Raw genomic sequence first — 20525 nt, 5'->3', positions numbered from 1 at the left:
GCCCCGCCCCGGGGCCCACCGCCCGCCTCCCGCCGCACCCCTGGACCCCAGCACATGCCGACTGCCGACGACACGCCCCGCCCGCCCCGCCGTGCGCTCGGCCGGGGGCCGGGGACAGAGCCCGTGGAGGCTCCTACGGCTCCGCGCGAGGCGCTGGAGGCCCTTTCGGCCCCTGCGACGGCCATCGAGGCCCCAGTGGCGCCCATCGAGGCCCCTGCGACGCCCGTCGAGGCCCCAGTGGCGCCGTCGGCCGCCGGTAGCCCTCCGGTGGGCCCGTCGGAGGCCGGAGCCGTGGAGACCGCCGCCGACAGGCGGTTCACCGTGCGGCTGGTCAACTTCGAGGGCCCCTTCGATCTGCTCCTCCAGCTGATCTCCAAGCACAAGCTCGATGTGACCGAGGTCGCGCTGTCGAAGGTCACCGACGAGTTCATGGCGCACATCCGGGCCATGGGGGCGGACTGGGACCTCGACCAGACCACCGAGTTCCTCGTCGTCGCCGCGACCCTGCTCGACCTGAAGGCCGCCCGGCTGCTCCCCACCGCGGAGGTGGAGGACGAGGCGGACCTGGCCCTCCTGGAGGCCCGGGACCTGCTCTTCGCGCGGCTGCTGCAGTATCGCGCGTACAAGAGGATCGCGGAGATCTTCAGCGACCGGCTGGAGTCCGAGTCCCGCCGCTACCCCCGCACCGTCGGCCTCGAGCCCCAGCACGCGGAGCTGCTGCCCGAGGTCGTGATCAGCATCGGCCCGGAGGGGTTCGCCCGGCTCGCCGTGAAGGCGATGCAGCCGAAGCCGAAGCCACAGGTGTACGTCGACCACATCCACGCACCGCTGGTGAGCGTCCGCGAGCAGGCGGAGATCGTGGTGGCGAGGCTGCGCGCGGAGGGCGAGATCAGCTTCCGGACGCTCACCGAGGACGCGGAGGACACCCTCACCGTCGTCGCCCGCTTCCTGGCGCTCCTGGAGCTCTACCGGGAGAAGGCGGTCACGCTCGACCAGGAGGAGGCGCTCGGTGAGCTCCTGGTGCGCTGGGCCGGGGGAGAGGGGGCCGAACCGGTGGTCACGGACGAGTTCGACCAAGAGGTGCGCGAGCCACAGGAGGACGTACAGGCATGAGCACAGACGACGAGGGGCGCGACGCCCGGGTTGCCGGCCTCGATCTCAGGCCCGCGCTGGAGGCGGTCCTCATGGTCGTCGACGAGCCCGCCACTGAGGAACACCTCGCCAAGGTCCTCCAGCGGCCCCGCAGGGCCGTCGCGGACGCCCTGCGGGAGCTGGCCGACGAGTACACCGTCCAGCGCCGCGGATTCGACCTGAGGCTCGTCGCCGGGGGCTGGCGTTTCTACACCCGTCCGGAGTACGCGGAGGCCGTCGAGGGCTTCGTCCTGGACGGCCAGCACGCCCGGCTCACCCAGGCGGCACTGGAGACGCTCGCGGTCGTCGCGTACCGTCAGCCGGTCAGCCGGTCGAGGGTCTCGGCGGTACGCGGAGTGAACTGCGACGGCGTCATGCGGACCCTGCTCCAGAGGGGCCTCGTCGGCGAGGCGGGCGCGGAACCCGAAACAGGTGCGATCCTGTACAGGACGACGAACTACTTTCTGGAGCGAATGGGCCTGCGAGGCCTGGACGAGCTCCCGGAGCTCGCGCCCTTCCTCCCGGAGGCGGACGCGATCGAGGCTGAGACGCTAGAGGGTGTGCCGTCGTTCGATCCGGACGCACCGGACACCCCGGAAACTCACGCAGACGACAAGACGGATTTTTGATGCGAAGCAGTGGCAGCAACAACGGCAGCGGCAGCAGGAGCGGCGGCGGCTCCCGGAGCGGCGGCGGCAGGAGCGGTGCCGGAAAGAACACCAGCGGCAGCGGCAGGAACAGCAACCCGAACCCGCGGGTCTCCGGCTCCGAGCGCGACGACAAGCAGGAGCAGCGCCCCCGCCGGCCCCGTCCCGAGGAGCGCCGCTACGACGTGGGCTCCGACAAGCCGGGCGGCGACGGCGGCCCCCGCAAGGGCCGCGGCGCGGCGGCCCGCGGCGGCGCCAAGGGCGGCCCGAAGCCCACACAGAAGGTGACCAAGGGCGGACGCCGTGTGGGTGCCCCGTCCCGCCCCCGTGAGCTCGACGCCAAGATCGAGCAGCGCAACCGTGACCGGTACGCGGACAAGCCCGAGATCAAGACCCCCCGGACCAACCCGGGCGCCGAGCAGGAGGGCGAGCGTCTGCAGAAGATCCTCGCCCGCGCCGGCATGGGCTCGCGCCGGGCGTGCGAGGAGCTGATCGAGCAGGCCCGCGTCGAGGTCAACGGCGAGATCGTCCTGGAGCAGGGCAAGCGCGTCGACCCGCAGAAGGACGAGATCAAGGTCGACGGCCTGACCGTCGCGACCCAGTCGTACCTCTTCTTCGCGCTGAACAAGCCCGCCGGCGTCGTCTCTACGATGGGCGACCCGGACGGCCGTCAGAACCTCGGGGACTACGTGAACAACCGCGAGACGCGGCTGTTCCACGTCGGGCGGCTCGACACCGAGACCGAGGGCATCATCCTGCTCACCAACCACGGTGACCTGGCCCACCGTCTGACGCACCCCAGGTACGGCGTGAAGAAGACCTACCTGGCCGCCATCCAGGGACCGCTCCCGCGCGACCTCGGCAAGCGGCTCAAGGACGGTATCCAGCTGGAGGACGGCTACGCCCGCGCCGACCACTTCCGGGTCGTCGAGAACACCGGCAAGAACTACCTCGTCGAGGTGACCCTCCACGAGGGCCGCAAGCACATCGTCCGCCGGATGCTGGCCGAGGCCGGCTTCCCGGTCGAGCGCCTCGTGCGGACGTCCTTCGGGCCGATCCCGCTCGGCGACCAGAAGTCGGGCTGGCTGCGCCGCCTGACCAACACCGAGGTCGGCATGCTCATGCGCGAGGTCGGTCTGTAGTCACCGCCCGATCCTGAAGGCCCGCGGCCGGTTCCTCGTTCGTTTTTTCGAACAGGAACGGGTCGCGGGCCTTTTGCGTCCGGCGTTTCTTCTTTATAGTCATAGTGACTATTAAGAAGGAGGCGGCGTGACGCTCGCGGACGTGCTCGATCCCCTGCAGCAGCCCCTGGTGACGGTCCTGGACACCCCCGTCAGCTGGACCGAGGTGCTGGGCTTCGGCAGTGGTGCGCTGTGCGTCTGGCTCGTGGCCCGCCAGCACCTCGCCAACTGGCCGATCGGCATCGCCAACAACCTGTTCTTCATCCTGCTGTTCGCCCAGTCCGGTCTGTACGCCGACGCCGGCCTGCAGATCGCCTTCATCTCCCTCGCCGCGTACGGCTGGTGGACCTGGACCCACGGGGGTGGACCAGGGACGTCCGTCCTGCCGGTGCGGAGCACCACACGCACCGAGTGGACCTGGCTGCTCGCGGCGGGGGCGGCCGGGGTCCTCGGCCTCACCCTGCTGCTGTCCCGGGCCACGGACTCGACCGTGCCGTTCTGGGACGCCCTGACCACCTCGCTGTCGCTCATGGCGACGTACGGGCAGTGCCGCAAGCGGGTCGAGTCCTGGTGGCTGTGGATCGCCGCCGACGTGGTGTACATCCCGCTGTACGCGTACAAGGAGCTCTACCTCACCTCCCTGCTGTACGTCGGATTCCTCATGCTCTGCATCGTCGGGCTGCGCAACTGGAGCCGGGACCTGGCGGCAGGCCGGCGTGAGGACCGTGAGGACACGGTGGTGCCCGTATGACACGCCACGGGCACGGCCTGGTCCTCGGCAAGTTCTATCCGCCGCACGCCGGCCACCACCACCTCGTCCGTACCGCACGGGAACGCTGCGAGAGGCTCACCGTCCTGGTCTGCGCCGCCTCGGTCGAATCCGTCCCGCTCGCCGACCGGGTCGCCTGGATGCGGGAGACCCACCCCGACGTCCGGGTGGTGGGGACCGTCGACGACATCCCCATGGACATCACCGACGCGGCAGTCTGGGACGCCCACATGGAGGTGTTCGCCGCGGCCGTGCCCGAGCGTGTCGACGCCGTCTTCACCTCCGAGCCGTACGGCGCGGAACTGGCCCGCCGCTTCGGCGCGGAATCCGTCCTCGTCGATCCCGGCCGCACCCTCTTCCCCGTCTCCGGCACCGCGGTCCGCGCCGACCCCGTCGGCTGCTGGGACTATCTGGAGCCGCCCGTACGGGCCGCGCTCGCCCGCCGGATCGTCGTCGTCGGCGCCGAGTCCACCGGAACCACCACCCTGGCCCTCGCGCTCGCCGAGCACTACCGCCGGCGCGGCGGGACATGGGCCCGGACGCGGTACGTCGCCGAGTACGGGCGGGAGTTCAGCGAGGCCGAGCTCGCCTCCCTGCGCGAGCGGTGGCCTCAGGCCCAGTGGGAGGACGTCTCCTTCACCACCGACGACTTCCCCCACATCGCCGAGACACAGAACGCGAGGGAGGACGCCGCCGCGCGGGCGGGGTCCCCGGTGCTCTTCTGCGACACCGACTCCTTCGCCACCACCGTCTGGCACGAGCGCTACATCGGCGGACGCAACCCCCTCGTCGAGAAGGCCGCCGAGCGGGTCACCCACCATCTCTGGCTGCTCACCGGCCACGAGGGTGTCGCCTTCGAGGACGACGGACTGCGTGACGGCGAGGAACTGCGGCCCTGGATGACGGACCGCTTCCGCACCGAACTCACCCGTACCGGAAGGCCATTCATCGAGGTCACCGGATCGCGCGGCGAGCGCCTCGACGCGGCGGTCGCCGCCGTGGACGAGCTCCTCACCGCCGGCTGGCACTTCACGGCACCCCTGCCGGAGCGACGATGAGCGCCGCCCCCGAGGGGTACGACCCCCATGCCTTCGTCCCCTTCGCCGTCACCGTCGACCTCGCCGTCTTCACCGTCCGCGAGGCACGGCTCCATGTGCTGCTCGTGGAGCGCGGTGAGGCCCCCTACAAGGGGCGGTGGGCCCTTCCCGGCGGCTTCGTACTGCCCCGGGAATCCGCTGAGGAGGCCGCCCGCCGCGAGCTCGCCGAGGAGACCGGCCTCACCAAGCGATCCGTGTGCGCCTTCCACCTCGAACAGCTGCGCACCTACAGTGATCCGGACCGCGACCCCAGGATGCGGGTCGTCTCCGTCGCGTACGCCGCGCTCGTGCCCGATCTCCCCGAACCGCGGGGCGGCGGGGACGCGGCCAACGCACAGTGGTGGGACGCGGGCGCCACCGGGCCGCTCGCCTTCGACCACGACCGCATCCTGGCCGACGCGCACGACCGGATCGGCGCCAGACTCGAGTACTCCTGCCTGGCCACCGCGTTCTGCCCCGCCGAGTTCACCCTCGGGGAGCTCCAGAGGGTCTACGAGACCGTCTGGGGCGTCGAGCTGGACCGGCCCAACTTCCGGCGCAAGGTCCTCACCACGCCCGGCTTCGTCCAGGCCGTGGACGGACCGCCGCGCCGCACCGGCGGACGGGGTAAACCCGCCGCTCTCTACAGGGCGGGGACCGCTACCGCCCTGCACCCTCCATTGCTGCGCCCGGAAGGACGCCCTGAAGGACGGACATCATGACCGCGACAAGGATTCTCACCAAGCAGGCGGCCACAGGAACGCTGACCGGGCTCGCGCTCGGCGACGCACTGGGCTTCCCCACCGAGTTCAACGACGTCCCCGCGATCCTCACGAAATGCGGGCCCTGGCGCGAGATGCGGCTGCCGGACCCCGCGTTCGTCACCGACGACACCCAGATGACGCTCGCCCTGGGGCGCGGCATACGCACCGCCATGGACCAGGGGCTCCTCACCCCGGAGCGGATGGTGGGCCCGGTCCGGGAGGAGTTCGTCCGCTGGAACCGCTCACCCGACAACAACCGTGCTCCCGGCCGGACCTGCCTGGAGGCGTGCGCGCTGCTCGAGGGCGACCGGATCTGGCAGGAGGCCAGCCGCACCGGCTCCAAGGGCTGCGGGGCCAACATGCGCGTCGCGCCCATCGGCCTCGTGCCCGGCCTCAGCGACGAACAGCGCGCCGGGGCCGCCCAGCTCCAGGCCGCCCTCACCCACGGCCACCCCACCGCCCTCGCGGCATCCGACCTGACGGCCCGGGCGGTGCACCTCCTCGCCCAGGGGGCCGAACCGCTCGGCCTGGTCGGCCAGTTGCGCTCATACGCGTACGAGAACCGCGGCCACTACCTCACCCGGTGGCTCGGTGACCTGTGGCGGTACACCCACGACGCCTCGCCCGAGGCGTTCATCAGCCGGGGCTGGGACGAGTGCCTGACCGCGCTGGGGCACGTCCAGGACGCCCTGCGCGACCCGTCGCCGGAGACCGACCCGTGCGAGCGGACCGGCGACGGCTGGATCGCCGAGGAGGCACTCGCCACCGCCCTGCACTGCTTCCTGCTCTTCCCCGAGGAACCGCTGACCGCCCTGCGCCGGGCCGCCTGCACCAGGGGCGACTCCGACTCCATCGCCTGCCTCGCGGGCGCGCTGGCCGGAGCGCACCTGGGGTCGGGAGCCTGGCCCAAGGAATGGTCGGAGCGCGTCGAGTACCGCAGCGACCTGCTGTCGCTGGCCGCGCTCTGGGACGCCTGATCCATGCACAGCGACACGACGCTCCTGCGGGGGGCCGGGCTGCCGGTCACCGACCTGACCCCGGCACTCGGACAGGAGCCCTGCCCGCTCCTGTTCACCACGGTCTCGGGCGCCCATCCGTACGGTTTTCCCTCGCGGGACTCGGACGTGGACCTGCGGGGGGTCCATGTCCTGCCCGCGGAGGATCTCGTCGGGCTCCGTACGCCGGAGGAGACACGGTCACGGATGCGGGACCACGAGGGGGGCGGGATGGACCTCGTCACTGTTCCGTCCTGAGGCCCTGGAGGCCGCCCTCTCAGCCGCGTTCGCGCAGATGGGAGCGGCGGCCGTCCCGGTCGAAGATGCCGAGGACCTCGGCCGGGCCGCCGACGGCGCCCAGCGCGTGCGGGAGCATCGTGGTGAACTCCGCCGCCTGCCCCTGCTCCACCCGTAGCCGCCGTTCCCCCAGCACCAGCAAGGCCGTGCCGGACAGCACCGTGAACCACTCCCGGCCGGGGTGCGCCTTGAGAGCCGAGGGGCCTTCGGCCGGCGGACCGGTCAGCCGTATCCGGGCCACGGTGACGCCGGGCTGGCCGCGCAGCGCCCACTGGGTCAGGCCTCGCGCCAGATCGTGCGTGGGGTTCGTGACGACGTCGTCGGCGTCCGTCTCGACGAGCTGGTCGAGCGAGGTGCCCAGCGCGCGGGCGATCACGGTCAGCTGGTCGAGCGCGATCCTGCGGTGGCCGGTCTCGATCCGGCTGAGGGTGGAGGGGCTGAGGTGGCAGCGGGTGGCGAGGTCGTCCAGCGACCAGCTGTGCGCGGCCCGCAGCGCACGGATCCTTTTGCGTACGAGGCCGTCCAGACCGCTTCCTTCTTGCGTCATGAGCAAGAGAGTATGCGCTCTGCGCAAATCTTCGTAGGCTCGGTCGCATGACATCCTCCACTTCCCACGCGCACCACCACGAACCCGGTCATCACCATGAGCACGACCACGGACATCCGGACACGGACGACTCCCTCGCCCAGGTGCTCGATCTCGACGCCGAGATCTTCGCCCCGTACCTCGCCGGGGTGACCGCCCGGATCGCCGAGCGTGCCGGTGAGGGCGTCACGCACGTCGTCGACCTCGGATCGGGCACCGGAACCGGCACGTTCGCCCTGCTGGAACGCTTCCCCGGCGCCCGAGTGACCGCCGTCGACAGCTCTCCCGCGATGCTGGCCCGGCTCGTCGACGCCGCCCGCGCGAAGGGCCTGGGCGACCGGGTCGACACCCTGGAGACGGACGCGGGCGCCGGGCTCGCCGGCATCACGGGCGCCGACCTGGTCTGGGCCTCGGCCTCCCTGCACCACGTGGACGACCCGGCCGCCGCCCTCGCCGGGGTCCACGCCGCGCTGCGCCCCGGCGGGCTGCTGGCCGTCGCCGAGCTGGACGGGATGCCGCACTTCCTCCCGGACGACGCCGTGGCCGGCCGCCCCGGCCTGGAGACACGGTGCCGCGAGGCGCTGGCAGGCCTCCACGCCGAGCAGATGCCGCACCTGGGCGCCGACTGGGGAGCCATGCTGGCCGAGGCCGGCCTCCTCGTCGAGGACGAGCGCACGGAGCGGCTGGAGCTGCGCGACCCGCTGCCCGCCGGCGTCGGCCGGTACGCCCACGTCGTGCTCGACCGCATCCGTGGCGCCTTGGACGGCCGGGTCGACCCCGCGGACCTCGCCGCGCTCGGCACCCTGGTCGACGGTGGCCCGGCGGACGTGCGCCACCGGGACGACCTCGTCGTCCGCACGACACGCAGCCTCTGGGTCGCCCGCCGCCCGGCGGACTCCGCCTGAGCTACGACTCCGCCGACGCCCGACGGGTCCGTACCAGGAAGGCCTCCACACGTTCCCGGTCGGGCTCCGGCGGCAGCGGGGAGCGGGACGCCGCCTCGTCGTTCTCCTCGGCCAGGCGCGTCATGCGGCGCTCCACCTCGGCCCACGGGACCTCGCCCCGCTTCACCTCCAGCAGACCCTCGCGCGCGTCCCCGACCTCGATCCGCAGCTCGCCCGTCCGCAGCAGGTCCCGGCCCGACGTCAGCAGCCGCAGCAGATGCATGGCGTGCTTCCAGCGCGGAGCGCCGTGCGTGCGCACATCGGCCTCCAGCTTCCGCCGCTGACCCAGTGCGTAGCGCACGAACGTCCCGTGGGCCTGCCGGGACAGGAAGGCCCCGCGCAGGCCGAGCAGTTCCCGGCCCGTGGTGTCGATCCGCTCCACGAGCGGGGAGTGCAGGCACTCCAGCACATTGGGGTTCGCCCGCAGCGCCAGCTCGCAGAAGCGCTCCAGCTCCCAGGAGAACTGCTCGTCGGCCGGCCCCTCGACATGGGCCGGCGGCTTCGTGAAGCCCCAGAACAGCGGGGTGGGCGCGAGAAAGACCCCGCGCCGGTCCGTGTCGCTGTCGTCGGTGGCCAGACCGAAGGCGCGCGAGCCCATCACACAGGAGTAGACGGTGTGCTCCCGTACGAGCCGCGCGCCATCAGGGATGATCATGCGCGCGAGGGTACGCGCCCCACCGGAGCCGGACGCCGCCGCCCCCACCAGCCGGACCGCCCGGAAGGCCGTGTCTCACGGACAGAGCACCGGTGACCGGCGCGGCCGCCGCGCCTCTAGGCTGAAAGGGCACACAGCACGAGGCGACAAGGGGTACGACGTGGCGGTACGAGCAGTCCGTGGAGCCGTCCAGCTCGAGCGGGACGAAGCCGCTCACATGGACGAGCAGGTGAGCGCACTCCTCACGGCGGTCCTGGAGCGCAATCAGCTCGTCGCCGACGACCTGATCAGCGTCTGGTTCACGGCCACCCCCGACCTGCACAGCGATTTTCCCGCCGCGGCGGCCCGGGGCCTCGGTATCGTCGACGTCCCGTTGATCTGCGCCCAGGAGCTCGACATCGCCGGGGCCATGCCCCGGGTGGTCCGCGTCATGGCCCATGTGGAGACGTATCTCTCCAAGTCCGAGATCAGCCATGTCTACCTCGGCGCCACCGGCGCCCTCCGCAAGGACATCGCCCAGTGAGAACTGCCCTCGTCATCGGAACCGGCCTGGTCGGCACCTCGGCGGCGCTCGCCCTCGCGGGGCGCGGCGTCCAGGTGCACCTCGTCGACCGCGATCCGTCCTCGGCGCGCACCGCCGCCGCTCTCGGCGCCGGCACGGAGGAGGTGCCCGAAGGCCCCGTCGACCTGGCGATCATCGCCGTACCGCCCGCCCACACCGCCCCCGTGCTGGCCACGGCCATGCGTGACGGGATCGCCCGCGCCTACCTCGACGTCGCCAGCGTCAAGGGCGGACCGCGCCGCGAGCTGGAGGCGCTCGGCGTCGACCTCACGCCGTACATCGGGACGCACCCCATGGCAGGCAAGGAACGCTCCGGGCCTCTCGCGGCCACCGCCGACCTCTTCGAGGGCCGCCCCTGGGTCCTCACCCCGACCCGGGAGACGGACACCGAGGTCCTCAACCTCGCCCTGGAACTGGCCGCGCTCTGCCGGGCCGTCCCGGTCGTCATGGACGCCGACGCCCACGACCGCGCCGTCGCCCTGGTCTCCCACACCCCGCAGCTGATCTCCTCGATGGTCGCCGCCCGGCTGGAGGAGGCCGACGAGACCGCCGTACGCCTGTGTGGCCAGGGCATCAGGGACGTCACCCGCATCGCGGCCTCCGACCCCCGGATGTGGGTGGAGATCCTCTCCGCCAACCCCGGCCCGGTCGCCGACGTGCTGGCGGGCGTCGCCACCGACCTCGAGGAGACGGTCCGGGCGCTGCGCGGCCTGCAGTCCGGCGACGAGGACAAGCGCCGCACGGGCACCGAAGGCATCGAGGACGTCCTGCGACGGGGCAACGCGGGCCGGGTCAGGGTCCCCGGCAAGCACGGGGCCGCCCCGGCGTCGTACGAGATCGTCGCCGTGCTCATCAGCGACCGGCCGGGCGAGCTCGCGTCGATCTTCGCCGACGCCGGACGGGCCGGCGTCAACATCGAGGACGTCCGGATCGAGCACGCCACCGGCCAGCAGGCCGGACTGGTCCAGCTGATGGTCGAGCCGAGCGCCGCCCCCGCCCTGAGCGCGGCCCTCAGAGAACGCGGCTGGTCGATCCGCCCGTAAGGACTGCCCGTGAGGACGGGGGGACGGGCCCCGGGGACAGGGGTACAAAGCCGCTTCGCGCAATCGGTAACCTTGGGGGAGGCCGTTCCGTGGCCCCGCTCCGCCCGTCCCCGTGTACCAGGAAGGTGTCCACCACCGTGGAAACCGTAAGCGCCGCCGCCCGGACCGCCCCGGCCGCAGTGATCGTCGCCATCGACGGCCCCTCAGGCACAGGCAAGTCGAGCACCTCCAAGGCCGTCGCCGCCCAGCTCGGCCTGAGCTACCTGGACACCGGCGCCCAGTACCGGGCGATCACGTGGTGGATGCTGAACAACGGCATCGACGTGCGGAACCCGGCCGAGATCGCCACGGCCGCCGCCAAGCCGGTCATCGTCTCCGGCACGGACCCGTCCGCCCCGACGATCACCGTCGACGGCGAGGACGCCTCGGGTCCCATCCGTACCCAGGAGGTCACCTCCGAGGTCAGCGCGGTCAGCGCCGTGCCCGAGGTGCGCGCCCTGATCACCGAGCTGCAGCGCTCGATCGCGACGGAGGCCGAGCGGGGCATCGTCGTCGAGGGCCGTGACATCGGCACGACCGTGCTGCCCGACGCCGACATCAAGATCTTCCTGACCGCCTCCCCGGAGGCGCGCGCCGCCCGCCGTAGCGGTGAGGTCAAGGGCTCCGACCTGGCCGCCACCCAGGAGGCGCTGATCAAGCGCGACGCAGCCGACTCCGGCCGCAAGACCTCGCCGCTGGCCAAGGCCGGCGACGCCGTCGAGGTGGACACCACCGACCTGACCCTCACGCAGGTCATCGAGTGCGTCGTCACCCTCGTCGGGGAGAAGCAGGCCGCGAAGTGACCCGAGCCACCGCCGCGCCGACGCTGCGCGGAGCGGCCGTCGGGCGTGGGATCGGCATCGGGCTCATGTACGGGCTGTTCAGGCCCCGTGTGCTCGGCGCGTGGCGCGTCCCCGCCGCCGGACCCGTCATACTCGCGGTGAACCACGCGCACAATCTCGACGGACCGATGCTGATGGGCACCGCGCCCCGGCCCGTCCACTTCCTGATCAAGAAGGAGGCGTTCGTCGGCCCCCTCGACCCGTTCCTGCGCGGAATCGGGCAGCTGAAGGTGGACCGTACGACCGTCGACCGCAACGCCATCACGCATGCACTCGGCGTGCTGGACGACGGCGGGGTCCTCGGGATCTTCCCCGAGGGCACCAGGGGCGAGGGCGACTTCGCCTCCCTGCGTGCGGGGCTCGCGTACTTCGCGGTGCGCGGCGGGGCGCCCATCGTCCCCGTCGCGGTTCTGGGAAGCACAGAGCGCCGCGGACGGTTGATACCGGCACTGCCTCCGCTGCGCAGCAGGGTCGACGTCGTCTTCGGCGACGCCTTCCAGGCCGGTGACGGCAGCGGCCGGCGGACCAGGAAGGCGCTGGACGAGGCGACTCTCCGGATCCAGGGAGAACTGACCGCGCACCTGGAAAACGCCAGGCGCCTCACCGGGCGCTCGGCCAGGACTTGAGTAGTGGGCCGCGCGATCGTGGCCCATCGATGATGATGTAAAGAGGAACGGACTTCATGAACGACCAGATTCACTCCGGCGGCTCGGACCACGAGCACGGAGCACTTGGCGATGCCGAGTACGCGGAGTTCATGGAGCTCGCCGCGCAGGAGGGGTTCGACCCCGAGGACGTCGAGGGCGCGATCGGTGCGGCCGGTCACGGACCGCTTCCGGTGCTCGCCGTCGTCGGCCGCCCGAATGTCGGCAAGTCGACCCTGGTGAACCGGATCATCGGCCGCCGTGAGGCCGTCGTCCAGGACAAGCCCGGCGTCACCCGTGACCGCGTCAGCTACGAGGCCGAGTGGGCCGGGCGCCGCTTCAAGGTCGTCGACACCGGCGGCTGGGAGCAGGACGTGCTGGGCCTCGACGCCTCCGTCGCCGCCCAGGCCGAGTACGCGATCTCGACGGCCGACGCGGTCGTCTTCGTCGTCGACGCGACGGTCGGCGCGACCGACACCGACGAGGCCGTCGTCAGGCTGCTGCGCAAGGCCAAGAAGCCCGTCGTCCTCTGCGCCAACAAGGTCGACGGGCAGAGCGGCGAGGCCGACGCCACCGCGCTCTGGTCGCTCGGCCTCGGTGAGCCGCACCCGGTCTCCTCGCTGCACGGCCGCGGGACCGGCGACATGCTGGACGCCGTCCTGGAGGCACTGCCCGAGGCGCCGGCCCAGACCTTCGGCACCGCGCTCGGCGGCCCCCGCCGTATCGCGCTCATCGGCCGCCCGAACGTCGGCAAGTCGTCACTGCTGAACAAGGTCGCCAACGAGGACCGTGTCGTCGTCAACGAGCTGGCCGGCACCACCCGCGACCCGGTCGACGAGCTGATCGAGCTCGGCGGTGTCACCTGGAAGTTCATCGACACGGCCGGTATCCGCCGCAAGGTCCACCTCCAGGAGGGCGCGGACTACTACGCCTCGCTGCGTACCGCCGCTGCCGTGGAGAAGGCCGAGGTCGCCGTCATCCTGATCGACTCGAGCGAGTCCATCAGCGTCCAGGACCAGCGCATCGTCACCATGGCCGTGGAAGCGGGCCGTGCGATCGTGATCGCCTTCAACAAGTGGGACACCCTCGACGAGGAGCGCCGCTACTACCTGGAGCGCGAGATCGACACGGAGCTCGCGCAGGTCGCCTGGGCCCCGCGCGTCAACGTCTCGGCCGTCACCGGCCGGCACATGGAGAAGCTGGTCCCGGCGATCGAGACCGCGATCGAGGGCTGGGAGACCCGCATCTCCACCGGCAGGCTCAACGCCTTCCTCGGTGAGATCGTCGCCTCCCACCCGCACCCCGTGCGCGGTGGCAAGCAGCCCCGCATCCTCTTCGGCACCCAGGCGGGCACCAAGCCGCCGCGCTTCGTCCTCTTCTCGTCCGGCTTCCTGGAGCACGGCTACCGTCGCTTCGTCGAACGCCGCCTGCGCGAGGAGTTCGGCTTCGAGGGCACGCCGATCCACATCTCGGTGCGGGTGCGCGAGAAGCGCGGCCGCAAGAAGTAGGACAGCAGTACGCCGAAGCCCCGGACCACCCGCTGCGCGCGGGTGGTCCGGGGCTTCGGCGTATACCGCTCAGGCGTCCGTGGACCCGGGCGGCAGCGCCGCGGGCCGGGCACGCCCGGCATGCCGCCCGACCCGCTGCCAGGAACCGGGGTTGCCGCTGCCCGCGCTGTGGCTTCCCTGGGCGTTCGCCGCCGTACGGCCGGTCAGTGGTGCACGACTGCCGAACATCCCGATGCCGAACGTTCTGAAGCCGAGATTCTCCTCACCGGTGCGGTCCCCGGGAAGCGCCCGGAACGATCGCCTGTACTCGGAGTACAGCGCGTCGTAGATCGGGGTGGGGGACTTACCGCCCGAGGGGTCCTGCGACGGGCGCATGGCCGGGATCGGGGTCTGCTGCTGGCGAGGAGGGTCGTATGAGTGCACGTAGGTGCCAACGACCTCACCGCCCGTCGGATGCGGGCCGGGCGGAGAAAACGCTGTTCGGCGGGCAGGAGAGGGCAGCAGGGACACGGTCAGGTCCCGGCGAGCGGCATCGTCGCGGCGACCAGGAGACCGTTGACCGCGGCCTTGTCCAGCGCGTCACGGAGCAGGTCCTCGCGCGGCTGCTGGCCGATGGAGCCGGCCGGTGCGGCGAAGACCAGCACGCTCTGCGCCTTGTTGGCGGCCGTCCGCCAGCCCTCGGTGACCTGGAGCGGCTGGTGCGCCTGCCACCAGGCGACCGGGTTGCCGCCTCCGGCACCCGGCTGGAGCACCGCGTGCAGCTGGCCCATGGCGAGGAGGACCGACCAGCCGCGGAGGACACCCGGCAGCCGGTTCAGGTGGGGCGTGGGCTGGAAGCCCTGCTCCAGCAGGAGCTGGAGGAACTGGTCGCCGGCGCTGCCGTCCGTGCCGGGCCGGGCGATCGGCCCGGTCGGTTCGACGACGAGGGCCGGGCGGAGGTCGTCCTCGATCAGGACGAGACCGCTGGTGATGCCGAGGACGGCCTGTTCGGGCATGAGGCTGCCCTCCGGATTCTTCTGCTCGCTGCCGGTGATGGACCGCACGGCGCCCTGGAGCTGGTCCTCGGCGATCTGGACGACCTGCGAGGGGATGCAGGTCGCGTGGGCGAAGGCGAGCACGGCGGTCTCGTCGCCCACGAACAGCACCGTGCTGGTGCGCTCCTGGTCGGAGTCGCCGGGGGTGCGGCATGAGGTGCAGTCGTAACTGCCTGGGGCACTGTCGCCGATGAGCAGCCGGTCGGCTTCGGCATCGCCGATCTCGGCGCGTACGTCCTCGCTGACGTCGAGCATGCGCGGCACGGGTGGCTCCTCGAACTCGGTGCGTGGGCCGGGCGGTTCCCGGCTCATGAAGAGACAACGGAAGACCTGGGGCCGGGGTCACGCGCGAATTCGGAAGTTCGGGCGCCGGAGCCGGCAGACCGGCGAACCGGAAGATCGCGCAGACGATCCGGAACCGAACACTCCGCCAGCGGTCTCTGATGCACGCGCCTTCGTTCGAAATGTCACGGCTCTGTACGACTCCTGTGCGAATGCTGTGGCGGCCTCTGACGCCACGTAGGGTCCGTTGCAGACCAGTCGAACAGGGGAAACGACTACGTAATGCACATTTCATTTTTGCTCCACAACGCGTACGGCATCGGGGGAACGATCCGTACGACCTTCACGCTCGCCACGACCCTGGCGGAGCAGCACGACATCGAGATCGTCTCGGTCTTCAGGCATCGCGACGACCCGAAACTCGGCGCACCCGCGGGTGTGCGGATGAGTCACCTCGTCGATCTGCGCAAGTCGAGCCCGCAGTACGAGGGAACGGCCGAGGAGCACGCCAGGCCCGCATCCGTCTTCCCGCGTGGCGACACCAGGCACCGGCAGTACAGCAGACTCACCGACAGCCGGATCGCGGCCCATCTGGGCGCTCTGGACGCCGATGTCGTCGTCGGCACACGTCCCGGCCTCAACGTCCACATCAGCCGGCAGGCGAGGCGTGGCCCGGTGCGCGTCGGCCAGGAGCACCTCACCCTCGAGAGCCACGGCTACCGGCTCCGCCGGGAGATAGCCCACCGGTACCAGCAGCTCGACGCCGTCACGACGGTCACCGAGGCCGACGCCCGGGACTACCGCTCCGGTCTGCGGCTGCCCGGAGTGCGGATCGAGGCCATCCCGAACAGCGTGCCCGAGCCCGCCGGCCGGCCGGCCGACTGCGACGCCAAGTGGATCGTGGCGGCGGGCAGGCTGCACCGGGTCAAGCGCTACGACGTACTGATCCGTGCCTTCGCCGAGGTGGCGGCCGCGCGCCCGGAGTGGCGGCTGCGGATCTACGGCGCCGGCGACGCGTCCGGCAACGAGCAGAAGCCCCTGCGCGGGCTCATCGACGAGCTCGGACTCCGGGAGCGGGTGCTTCTCATGGGTTCGGCCGACCCGATGGAGGAGGAGTGGCCGAAGAGCTCCATCGCGGCCGTCACCTCGGAGCGGGAGTCGTTCGGCATGACCATCGTGGAGGCGATGCGCTGCGGGGTGCCGGTCGTGGCGACCGACTGCCCCCACGGACCTGCCGAGATCATCGACGACGGCACGGACGGACGGCTGGTGCCACTGGGGGACACCGGTGCGTTCGCCAAGGCGCTGCTCGGTCTCATCGACGACGACGCCCTCAGGCACCGGATGGGGAGTGCCGCACGCGCCTCCGCCGCGCGGTTCGATCCGGTACCGATCGCGGAGCGGCACGAAAGGCTCTTCGCCGAGCTGGCGGCCCGGGGCGGGGGAGCGCGTTCGCAGAGCGCGCTGCGCGACGCGTACCACCGGTCCAAGGGCGGCGTGCTGGACGGGGCGTACGCGCTGCGTTACAAAGCCGCGGGGGTGCTCCGCAGGGGTGCCTGAGCCGGGGCACCCGGGCCCCGCGTCCGGGTGCCGTATCCGGGAGGGTTCCTTCCGGGGGGACCCGCCGAGGTCTCTCCGGCCGCGGGCGCGGGAAAGGTAAGGCGCGCATAAGGGCCGGTGAATTCGAGGTGGCGCGCTCGTATATTCTTTCTTTCCTGGGTGCCGTATAAAAGGGGATCGTGCGCGCCCGCCGCCCTCTCGTAATTCCGCGCGGCGGCCCTCCGAGGTGCTTTTACCGGGCGCCCCGTAATTCAGGAGGAGTGCCGCCCGGCTGCCGTTCGGGTGAAGTCGCCCGGAGTAAACGGGCGTGGGGATCCTGTGACACAAGCGTGACCGCCGAGGTACATGGGGATGCATCGGGACCGGTGCCCGCCATCGCTTCCACCGCGGCGCGAGGCGGCCTACGGTGAGAGGTATGGCACCTGTACCGACCCCTCCCGCCCAGCCGGACGACACCCCCGACACCTACGTCGGCCTCGACGCCGAGGCCGCCGAACGGCAGGCCAGAGCACGTGGCTGGAGCACGGTCCGGGCACTTCCGCCGGGCACCGTCATCACCATGGAGTTCCGTGGCGGACGCATCAACTTCGAGGTGGACGCCTCGACCGTGACCCGCTGCTGGGTCGGCTGAAGCCGGCCCGACGAGCGAAGGCCCCGACCGGAGTCGGGGCCTTCGCTGTGCGCGGGAGCGGAAATGTGTACGTCCCCGCAGGTCAGGGAGCGACCGGACCGCCCGCCACCGGACGGGACGGGCCCGCACTGCCTCTGGGGGAGCGGTCCGCGTGCGGCGGCGGGCGGCGTGAGCCGGCCGGGGCCGGCGGCGTCCGCTCCGGGCGTACGGGGTGTGCCGGGTGTGCCCGCGCCCTGGCGCCCGAGCCGGGATGACCCGCACCCGCGGTCCCAGGAGCCCCGGACCCCGGCCCCTTGCTCGCGGCCTCCTGGGCGCCCTCCGTGGCCGCCCCGCCGCTCAGGGCCTGCGGCAGCAGGACCGGCTCCGGCGTCACGGGAGCCGACGGAAGGGACTCCCGGAGCCTGCGGCGCGCCCGCCACTGCTCACGCGCCGAGAGGACCAGGACCTCGGTACGCGTGATCAGCGGTTCGAACCACGGCAGGGCGAGCAGGATCAGCAGGCCGGCGGTCCAGCCCAGCAGGACGTCGCTGAGCCAGTGGGTGCCGATGTAGACGGTGGTGAGCCCCACGCCCAGCGAGACGAAGGCCGACAGGGCCGACAGATAGCGCCTGGCCCGCGGCGTGGTCGCCAGGTAGGCGAGGATTCCCCAGGTCACGACGGCGTTGGCGGTGTGACCCGAGGGAAATATATCGCCGCCGGCGAAGAGCTCGGCGGAGCCGATCTGGGTGGCGTAGTGCGGGCCGAGCCGCCCCAGGCCGTACTTGACCGCGCCCACCGACAGGTTGAGCAGCAGCAGTGAGGCGCCCAGGGTGATCAGCGGGCGCAGCGTGTGCTGGCGCCAGGAGCGCCAGCCGAGCCAGGAGGCGACCATCACGGCCGTGGGGCCACGCTGGCCGAGCACGACGTAGTAGTCGAGGAAGGCGTGGAGCTCCGGCCACTGCTGGTAGGGCCGGAACAGCATGACCTTCCAGTCGAGGGCCACCAGCCAGGACGAGACCAGCACGGCAACGACGATGGCGAGATAGAACGCCAAAGTCCCGCCGAAGAGAGCGATGCGGTGAGGACTCATCCGCGGGGTCTCTATCTTCGGCGGTTCCGGCTCCCGGTCCAGACGGGCAAAGATGTCGGTACGCACACAAAGGACGTTACAGCGAGTGAGTGTGTGATCCGGCCGATCCCGCGTCTTTGTGATGACGATGTGATGTGGACTTTGTCTCAGACAGGTATCTATTCCCTGTGCGCCGGGGGAATGGGTTCGACCCGCCGCCTATTAGCTCCGAGCCCTATTCGTAGAAATGTTTGGGTGTCGATGGAATGGTGCAGAGTGCGACCCGGCCGGGGCGGCGGGGTGCCATTCGGAGGGGCACCGCCGCGCCGGTGCGGCGGCCCGGGCGTCACCCCGCGTACGGGGGGCGGAGTGGCGTACGCCACACTCGGTGACCGGTGAACGTATGAGCCGCACCACGCGTGACCACCTGGGACTCGCGTACGCTGACGGCTCACTCGCCCGTCGATGCCGGGCCCGTGGGGATGCCGTGAGCCGGATCCCCAGCAGGTCTGCCGAGCGCGAGGGACTCATTGTGGGAGGTGCGTACATGACGGGGACGTCCACGGCCGTGAGCAGGCTGCGTGCGGCAGCCGACGGTGCCAACCGCTGGGTCGTCCTGGTCGTCCTCTGCCTCAGTCTGCTGCTCGTCGCGCTCGACGCGACCGTGCTGCATGTCGCCGTCCCCGCCGTCACCGAGGACCTGCGCCCCAGCGCCGTCGGTCTGCTGTGGATCGTGGACGCCTACCCGCTGGTCTGCGCCTCCCTGCTGATCCTCTTCGGCACGCTCGGGGACCGCATCGGCAGACGGCGCGTCCTCCTCTTCGGTTACGCCCTCTTCGGCGTCGCCTCCGGGCTCGCCGCGGCGGCGGACTCGCCCGGTGTGCTGATCGCGGCGCGTGCGCTGCTCGGGGTGGGCGGCGCGATGATCATGCCGGCCACCCTGTCGATACTCCGCCAGGTCTTTCCCGACCGCCGCGAGCGGGCGCTGGCCATCGGCATGTGGACCGCGGTCGCCGCGGTCGGGGCCGCGACCGGGCCCGTCATCGGTGGCTTCCTCGTCGAGCACTACTGGTGGGGCTCGGTCTTCCTGATCAACATCCCGCTCATGGCGCTGATCCTCCCGGCCGGGCGCTGGCTGCTGCCCGAGTCCCGCGGCGAGAGCGACGGCCCCTGGGACGTGCTCGGCGCGCTGCTGGCCGCCGCCGGGGTGCTCGGGGTCGTCCTCGGGATCAAGCGGACCGGTGGAGGCGAGGGGCTGCTGAACCCCGCCACACTCGTGCCGCTGTTCGCCGGGGCCGCACTGCTCGTCCTCTTCGTACGCAGGCAGAAGCGGCGTACGCACCCGCTGATCGACATCGCCATGTTCTCCCGGCCGGCCTTCACCACCGCGGTCGGCTGCATCGTGCTCGCCATGCTGGCCCTGGTCGGCCTGGAGCTGATCGCGGTCCAGTACCTCCAGCTGGTCCTGGACCTGAGTCCGCTGGAGACCGGCCTGCGGCTGCTGCCGCTGACCTTCGCCGCGATGGCGGCAGGTGCCACGGGGTCGTACACCCTGAGCCGCGTCGGCCCCCGCCGGATGGTCGGCTGGGGTTTCGTGCTCACGGCGGTTGCTGTGCTTCTGCTGACCCTGATGGGCCAGCACGACCGGCCCGCACTGCTGACCGCCGGCTTCGTGCTGCTGGGCTTCGGCCTGCAGTCCACGCTGTTCGGGGCGTACGAGTCGATGCTGAGCGAGGTGCCGGCGGAGCGGGCGGGCGGCGCTGCCGCGATCGGCGAGACCTCCTACCAGCTGGGCGCGGGCATGGGGATCGCACTGCTCGGCAGCGTCATGAACGCGGCCTACGCGCCCGGGCTCTCCCGGCTCCACGAGGAGGGGGTGCCCGCCGCCGCCGGGTCGGCCGCGTCGCATTCGCTGGGCGAGGCCTACCAGGTGGCGGGCCGGCTGGGCGGCCCCATGGGTGACCTGCTGCGGAACACGGCCCGGCACGCGTTCGTCGACGGCCTGCACATCACGCTGCTGGTCAGCGCGGGCCTGCTGCTGCTCGGGGCGCTGGCGGCCATGCGTCTCCCGCGTGGCATGGACTGTCCACCGGTGAAGGGGGCCTGCCGGGAGCAGACGGCCGCACTCCCGGAGCAGGCCGCCGGGTCAGTGCCGCGCGGTGAGTCCCATCGGCTCCCGGCACCGGACGCCCCGGCGCGCCGGGTTCCCCGCCCCTCCCGGCGCGAACCCGCCGAGGCCACGGGCTCTGGACGATCAGCACGCTGAGCCGTAACGTCGGCACGGCGC

At 71.7% G+C, this 20525-nt stretch carries 21 protein-coding genes and 1 pseudogene; 17 read left to right on the top strand and 5 right to left on the bottom strand.

Annotated elements, in window-relative coordinates:
- The first annotated feature begins 54 nt into the window (after window positions 1-54).
- From ACIREO_RS18550 to ACIREO_RS18515, 8 genes and pseudogenes are all read left to right on the top strand, one after another.
- A complete protein-coding gene (locus ACIREO_RS18550) occupies window positions 55-1113 on the top strand; it encodes a segregation/condensation protein A (RefSeq protein ID WP_404110988.1) in 1059 nt (352 codons plus the stop codon).
- Window positions 1110-1760: an SMC-Scp complex subunit ScpB gene (gene scpB, locus ACIREO_RS18545; protein ID WP_404110985.1), complete on the top strand. Its 651-nt coding sequence runs from the start codon at window positions 1110-1112 to the stop codon at window positions 1758-1760. The genes ACIREO_RS18550 and scpB overlap by 4 nt, the downstream gene beginning before the upstream one ends.
- Window positions 1760-2920, top strand: a complete 1161-nt coding sequence (locus ACIREO_RS18540) for a pseudouridine synthase (RefSeq protein WP_404110982.1) — start codon at window positions 1760-1762, stop codon at window positions 2918-2920. The genes scpB and ACIREO_RS18540 overlap by 1 nt, the downstream gene beginning before the upstream one ends.
- Window positions 2921-3047: 127 nt before the next feature.
- Window positions 3048-3710 (top strand): nicotinamide riboside transporter PnuC, encoded by a 663-nt coding sequence (pnuC, locus tag ACIREO_RS18535; protein WP_404110979.1) that lies wholly within the window; start codon window positions 3048-3050, stop codon window positions 3708-3710.
- A complete protein-coding gene (locus ACIREO_RS18530; protein WP_404110976.1) occupies window positions 3707-4786 on the top strand; it encodes an AAA family ATPase in 1080 nt (359 codons plus the stop codon). The genes pnuC and ACIREO_RS18530 overlap by 4 nt, the downstream gene beginning before the upstream one ends.
- Window positions 4783-5526, top strand: coding sequence for an NUDIX hydrolase (locus tag ACIREO_RS18525; protein WP_404110973.1), 744 nt, complete (start codon window positions 4783-4785; stop codon window positions 5524-5526). Before ACIREO_RS18530 ends, ACIREO_RS18525 begins: the two co-directional genes overlap by 4 nt.
- Entirely contained in the window at window positions 5523-6545 is a 1023-nt protein-coding gene (locus ACIREO_RS18520) for an ADP-ribosylglycohydrolase family protein (RefSeq protein ID WP_404110970.1), read from the top strand. Before ACIREO_RS18525 ends, ACIREO_RS18520 begins: the two co-directional genes overlap by 4 nt.
- A gap of 3 nt (window positions 6546-6548) precedes the next feature.
- A pseudogene (locus ACIREO_RS18515) lies at window positions 6549-6809 on the top strand (DNA polymerase beta superfamily protein); the annotation flags it as partial.
- Between the two features lie 31 nt (window positions 6810-6840).
- Here the strand turns inward: ACIREO_RS18515 and ACIREO_RS18510 are convergent.
- Window positions 6841-7407, bottom strand: coding sequence for a helix-turn-helix domain-containing protein (locus ACIREO_RS18510; RefSeq protein WP_404110968.1), 567 nt, complete (start codon window positions 7405-7407; stop codon window positions 6841-6843).
- A 47-nt stretch (window positions 7408-7454) separates the two neighbouring features.
- Between ACIREO_RS18510 and ACIREO_RS18505 the strand changes: the two genes are divergently transcribed.
- Window positions 7455-8351, top strand: a complete 897-nt coding sequence (locus ACIREO_RS18505; protein ID WP_404110965.1) for a class I SAM-dependent methyltransferase — start codon at window positions 7455-7457, stop codon at window positions 8349-8351.
- A gap of 1 nt (window position 8352) precedes the next feature.
- Here ACIREO_RS18505 and ACIREO_RS18500 read toward each other — a convergent pair whose 3' ends face one another.
- Window positions 8353-9045 carry a DNA polymerase beta superfamily protein gene (locus ACIREO_RS18500; RefSeq protein ID WP_404110962.1) on the bottom strand — a complete coding sequence of 231 codons (693 nt, stop codon included), beginning with the start codon at window positions 9043-9045 and terminating at the stop codon, window positions 8353-8355.
- A gap of 160 nt (window positions 9046-9205) precedes the next feature.
- Here ACIREO_RS18500 and aroH point away from each other — a divergent pair, with 160 nt between their 5' ends.
- The 5 genes from aroH to der all read left to right on the top strand — a co-directional run bounded on the left by aroH (window position 9206) and on the right by der (window position 13683).
- Entirely contained in the window at window positions 9206-9568 is a 363-nt protein-coding gene (gene aroH, locus ACIREO_RS18495) for a chorismate mutase (RefSeq protein WP_404110959.1), read from the top strand.
- On the top strand, window positions 9565-10650 hold the full coding sequence (locus ACIREO_RS18490) for a prephenate dehydrogenase (RefSeq protein WP_404110956.1): 1086 nt from the start codon (window positions 9565-9567) through the stop codon (window positions 10648-10650). Before aroH ends, ACIREO_RS18490 begins: the two co-directional genes overlap by 4 nt.
- Before the next feature lie 125 nt (window positions 10651-10775).
- Window positions 10776-11492 carry a (d)CMP kinase gene (cmk, locus tag ACIREO_RS18485; RefSeq protein WP_404110953.1) on the top strand — a complete coding sequence of 239 codons (717 nt, stop codon included), beginning with the start codon at window positions 10776-10778 and terminating at the stop codon, window positions 11490-11492.
- Window positions 11489-12157, top strand: coding sequence for a lysophospholipid acyltransferase family protein (locus ACIREO_RS18480; RefSeq protein ID WP_404110950.1), 669 nt, complete (start codon window positions 11489-11491; stop codon window positions 12155-12157). Before cmk ends, ACIREO_RS18480 begins: the two co-directional genes overlap by 4 nt.
- A gap of 56 nt (window positions 12158-12213) precedes the next feature.
- Window positions 12214-13683 carry a ribosome biogenesis GTPase Der gene (der, locus tag ACIREO_RS18475; protein WP_404110948.1) on the top strand — a complete coding sequence of 490 codons (1470 nt, stop codon included), beginning with the start codon at window positions 12214-12216 and terminating at the stop codon, window positions 13681-13683.
- 69 nt (window positions 13684-13752) lie between these two features.
- Here the strand turns inward: der and ACIREO_RS18470 are convergent, their stop codons facing one another.
- Window positions 13753-14058: a hypothetical protein gene (locus tag ACIREO_RS18470; RefSeq protein WP_404110946.1), complete on the bottom strand. Its 306-nt coding sequence runs from the start codon at window positions 14056-14058 to the stop codon at window positions 13753-13755.
- A gap of 137 nt (window positions 14059-14195) precedes the next feature.
- A complete protein-coding gene (locus ACIREO_RS18465) occupies window positions 14196-14981 on the bottom strand; it encodes a hypothetical protein (RefSeq protein WP_404110943.1) in 786 nt (261 codons plus the stop codon).
- Between the two features lie 300 nt (window positions 14982-15281).
- Here ACIREO_RS18465 and ACIREO_RS18460 point away from each other — a divergent pair, with 300 nt between their 5' ends.
- Together ACIREO_RS18460 and ACIREO_RS18455 are read left to right on the top strand one after the other, a co-directional pair.
- Window positions 15282-16559, top strand: a complete 1278-nt coding sequence (locus ACIREO_RS18460) for a glycosyltransferase (protein WP_404110940.1) — start codon at window positions 15282-15284, stop codon at window positions 16557-16559.
- A 415-nt stretch (window positions 16560-16974) separates the two neighbouring features.
- A complete protein-coding gene (locus tag ACIREO_RS18455; protein WP_404110938.1) occupies window positions 16975-17190 on the top strand; it encodes an I78 family peptidase inhibitor in 216 nt (71 codons plus the stop codon).
- Window positions 17191-17272: 82 nt separating this feature from the next.
- On the opposite strand, the gene ACIREO_RS18450 is transcribed toward ACIREO_RS18455, so the two are convergent.
- A complete protein-coding gene (locus ACIREO_RS18450; RefSeq protein WP_404110935.1) occupies window positions 17273-18325 on the bottom strand; it encodes a phosphatase PAP2 family protein in 1053 nt (350 codons plus the stop codon).
- A 460-nt stretch (window positions 18326-18785) separates the two neighbouring features.
- Between ACIREO_RS18450 and ACIREO_RS18445 the strand changes: the two genes are divergently transcribed.
- Window positions 18786-20504: an MFS transporter gene (locus ACIREO_RS18445; protein ID WP_404110932.1), complete on the top strand. Its 1719-nt coding sequence runs from the start codon at window positions 18786-18788 to the stop codon at window positions 20502-20504.
- The last annotated feature ends 21 nt before the right edge of the window (window positions 20505-20525 follow it).

The sequence above is a fragment of the Streptomyces sp. NPDC102441 genome, assembly GCF_044765585.1.
GTDB lineage: Bacteria > Actinomycetota > Actinomycetes > Streptomycetales > Streptomycetaceae > Streptomyces.
Note: the sequence above shows the minus strand (reverse complement) of the source record. Positions and strands in the feature narration are given on the sequence as shown.

What these genes read in the sequence shown, in the direction of transcription:
- ACIREO_RS18530 (WP_404110976.1), top strand. Translation starts at nt 3,707, where the DNA reads ATGACACGCCACGGGCACGGCCTGGTCCTCGGCAAGTTCTATCCGCCG.
- ACIREO_RS18455 (WP_404110938.1), top strand. Translation starts at nt 16,975, where the DNA reads ATGGCACCTGTACCGACCCCTCCCGCCCAGCCGGACGACACCCCCGAC.
- ACIREO_RS18470 (WP_404110946.1), bottom strand. Translation starts at nt 14,058, where the DNA reads ATGCGCCCGTCGCAGGACCCCTCGGGCGGTAAGTCCCCCACCCCGATC.
- ACIREO_RS18540 (WP_404110982.1), top strand. Translation starts at nt 1,760, where the DNA reads ATGCGAAGCAGTGGCAGCAACAACGGCAGCGGCAGCAGGAGCGGCGGC.
- ACIREO_RS18520 (WP_404110970.1), top strand. Translation starts at nt 5,523, where the DNA reads ATGACCGCGACAAGGATTCTCACCAAGCAGGCGGCCACAGGAACGCTG.
- scpB (WP_404110985.1), top strand. Translation starts at nt 1,110, where the DNA reads ATGAGCACAGACGACGAGGGGCGCGACGCCCGGGTTGCCGGCCTCGAT.
- ACIREO_RS18505 (WP_404110965.1), top strand. Translation starts at nt 7,455, where the DNA reads ATGACATCCTCCACTTCCCACGCGCACCACCACGAACCCGGTCATCAC.
- ACIREO_RS18460 (WP_404110940.1), top strand. Translation starts at nt 15,282, where the DNA reads ATGCACATTTCATTTTTGCTCCACAACGCGTACGGCATCGGGGGAACG.
- ACIREO_RS18500 (WP_404110962.1), bottom strand. Translation starts at nt 9,045, where the DNA reads ATGATCATCCCTGATGGCGCGCGGCTCGTACGGGAGCACACCGTCTAC.
- der (WP_404110948.1), top strand. Translation starts at nt 12,214, where the DNA reads ATGAACGACCAGATTCACTCCGGCGGCTCGGACCACGAGCACGGAGCA.
- ACIREO_RS18445 (WP_404110932.1), top strand. Translation starts at nt 18,786, where the DNA reads ATGACGGGGACGTCCACGGCCGTGAGCAGGCTGCGTGCGGCAGCCGAC.
- ACIREO_RS18510 (WP_404110968.1), bottom strand. Translation starts at nt 7,407, where the DNA reads ATGACGCAAGAAGGAAGCGGTCTGGACGGCCTCGTACGCAAAAGGATC.
- ACIREO_RS18550 (WP_404110988.1), top strand. Translation starts at nt 55, where the DNA reads ATGCCGACTGCCGACGACACGCCCCGCCCGCCCCGCCGTGCGCTCGGC.
- ACIREO_RS18525 (WP_404110973.1), top strand. Translation starts at nt 4,783, where the DNA reads ATGAGCGCCGCCCCCGAGGGGTACGACCCCCATGCCTTCGTCCCCTTC.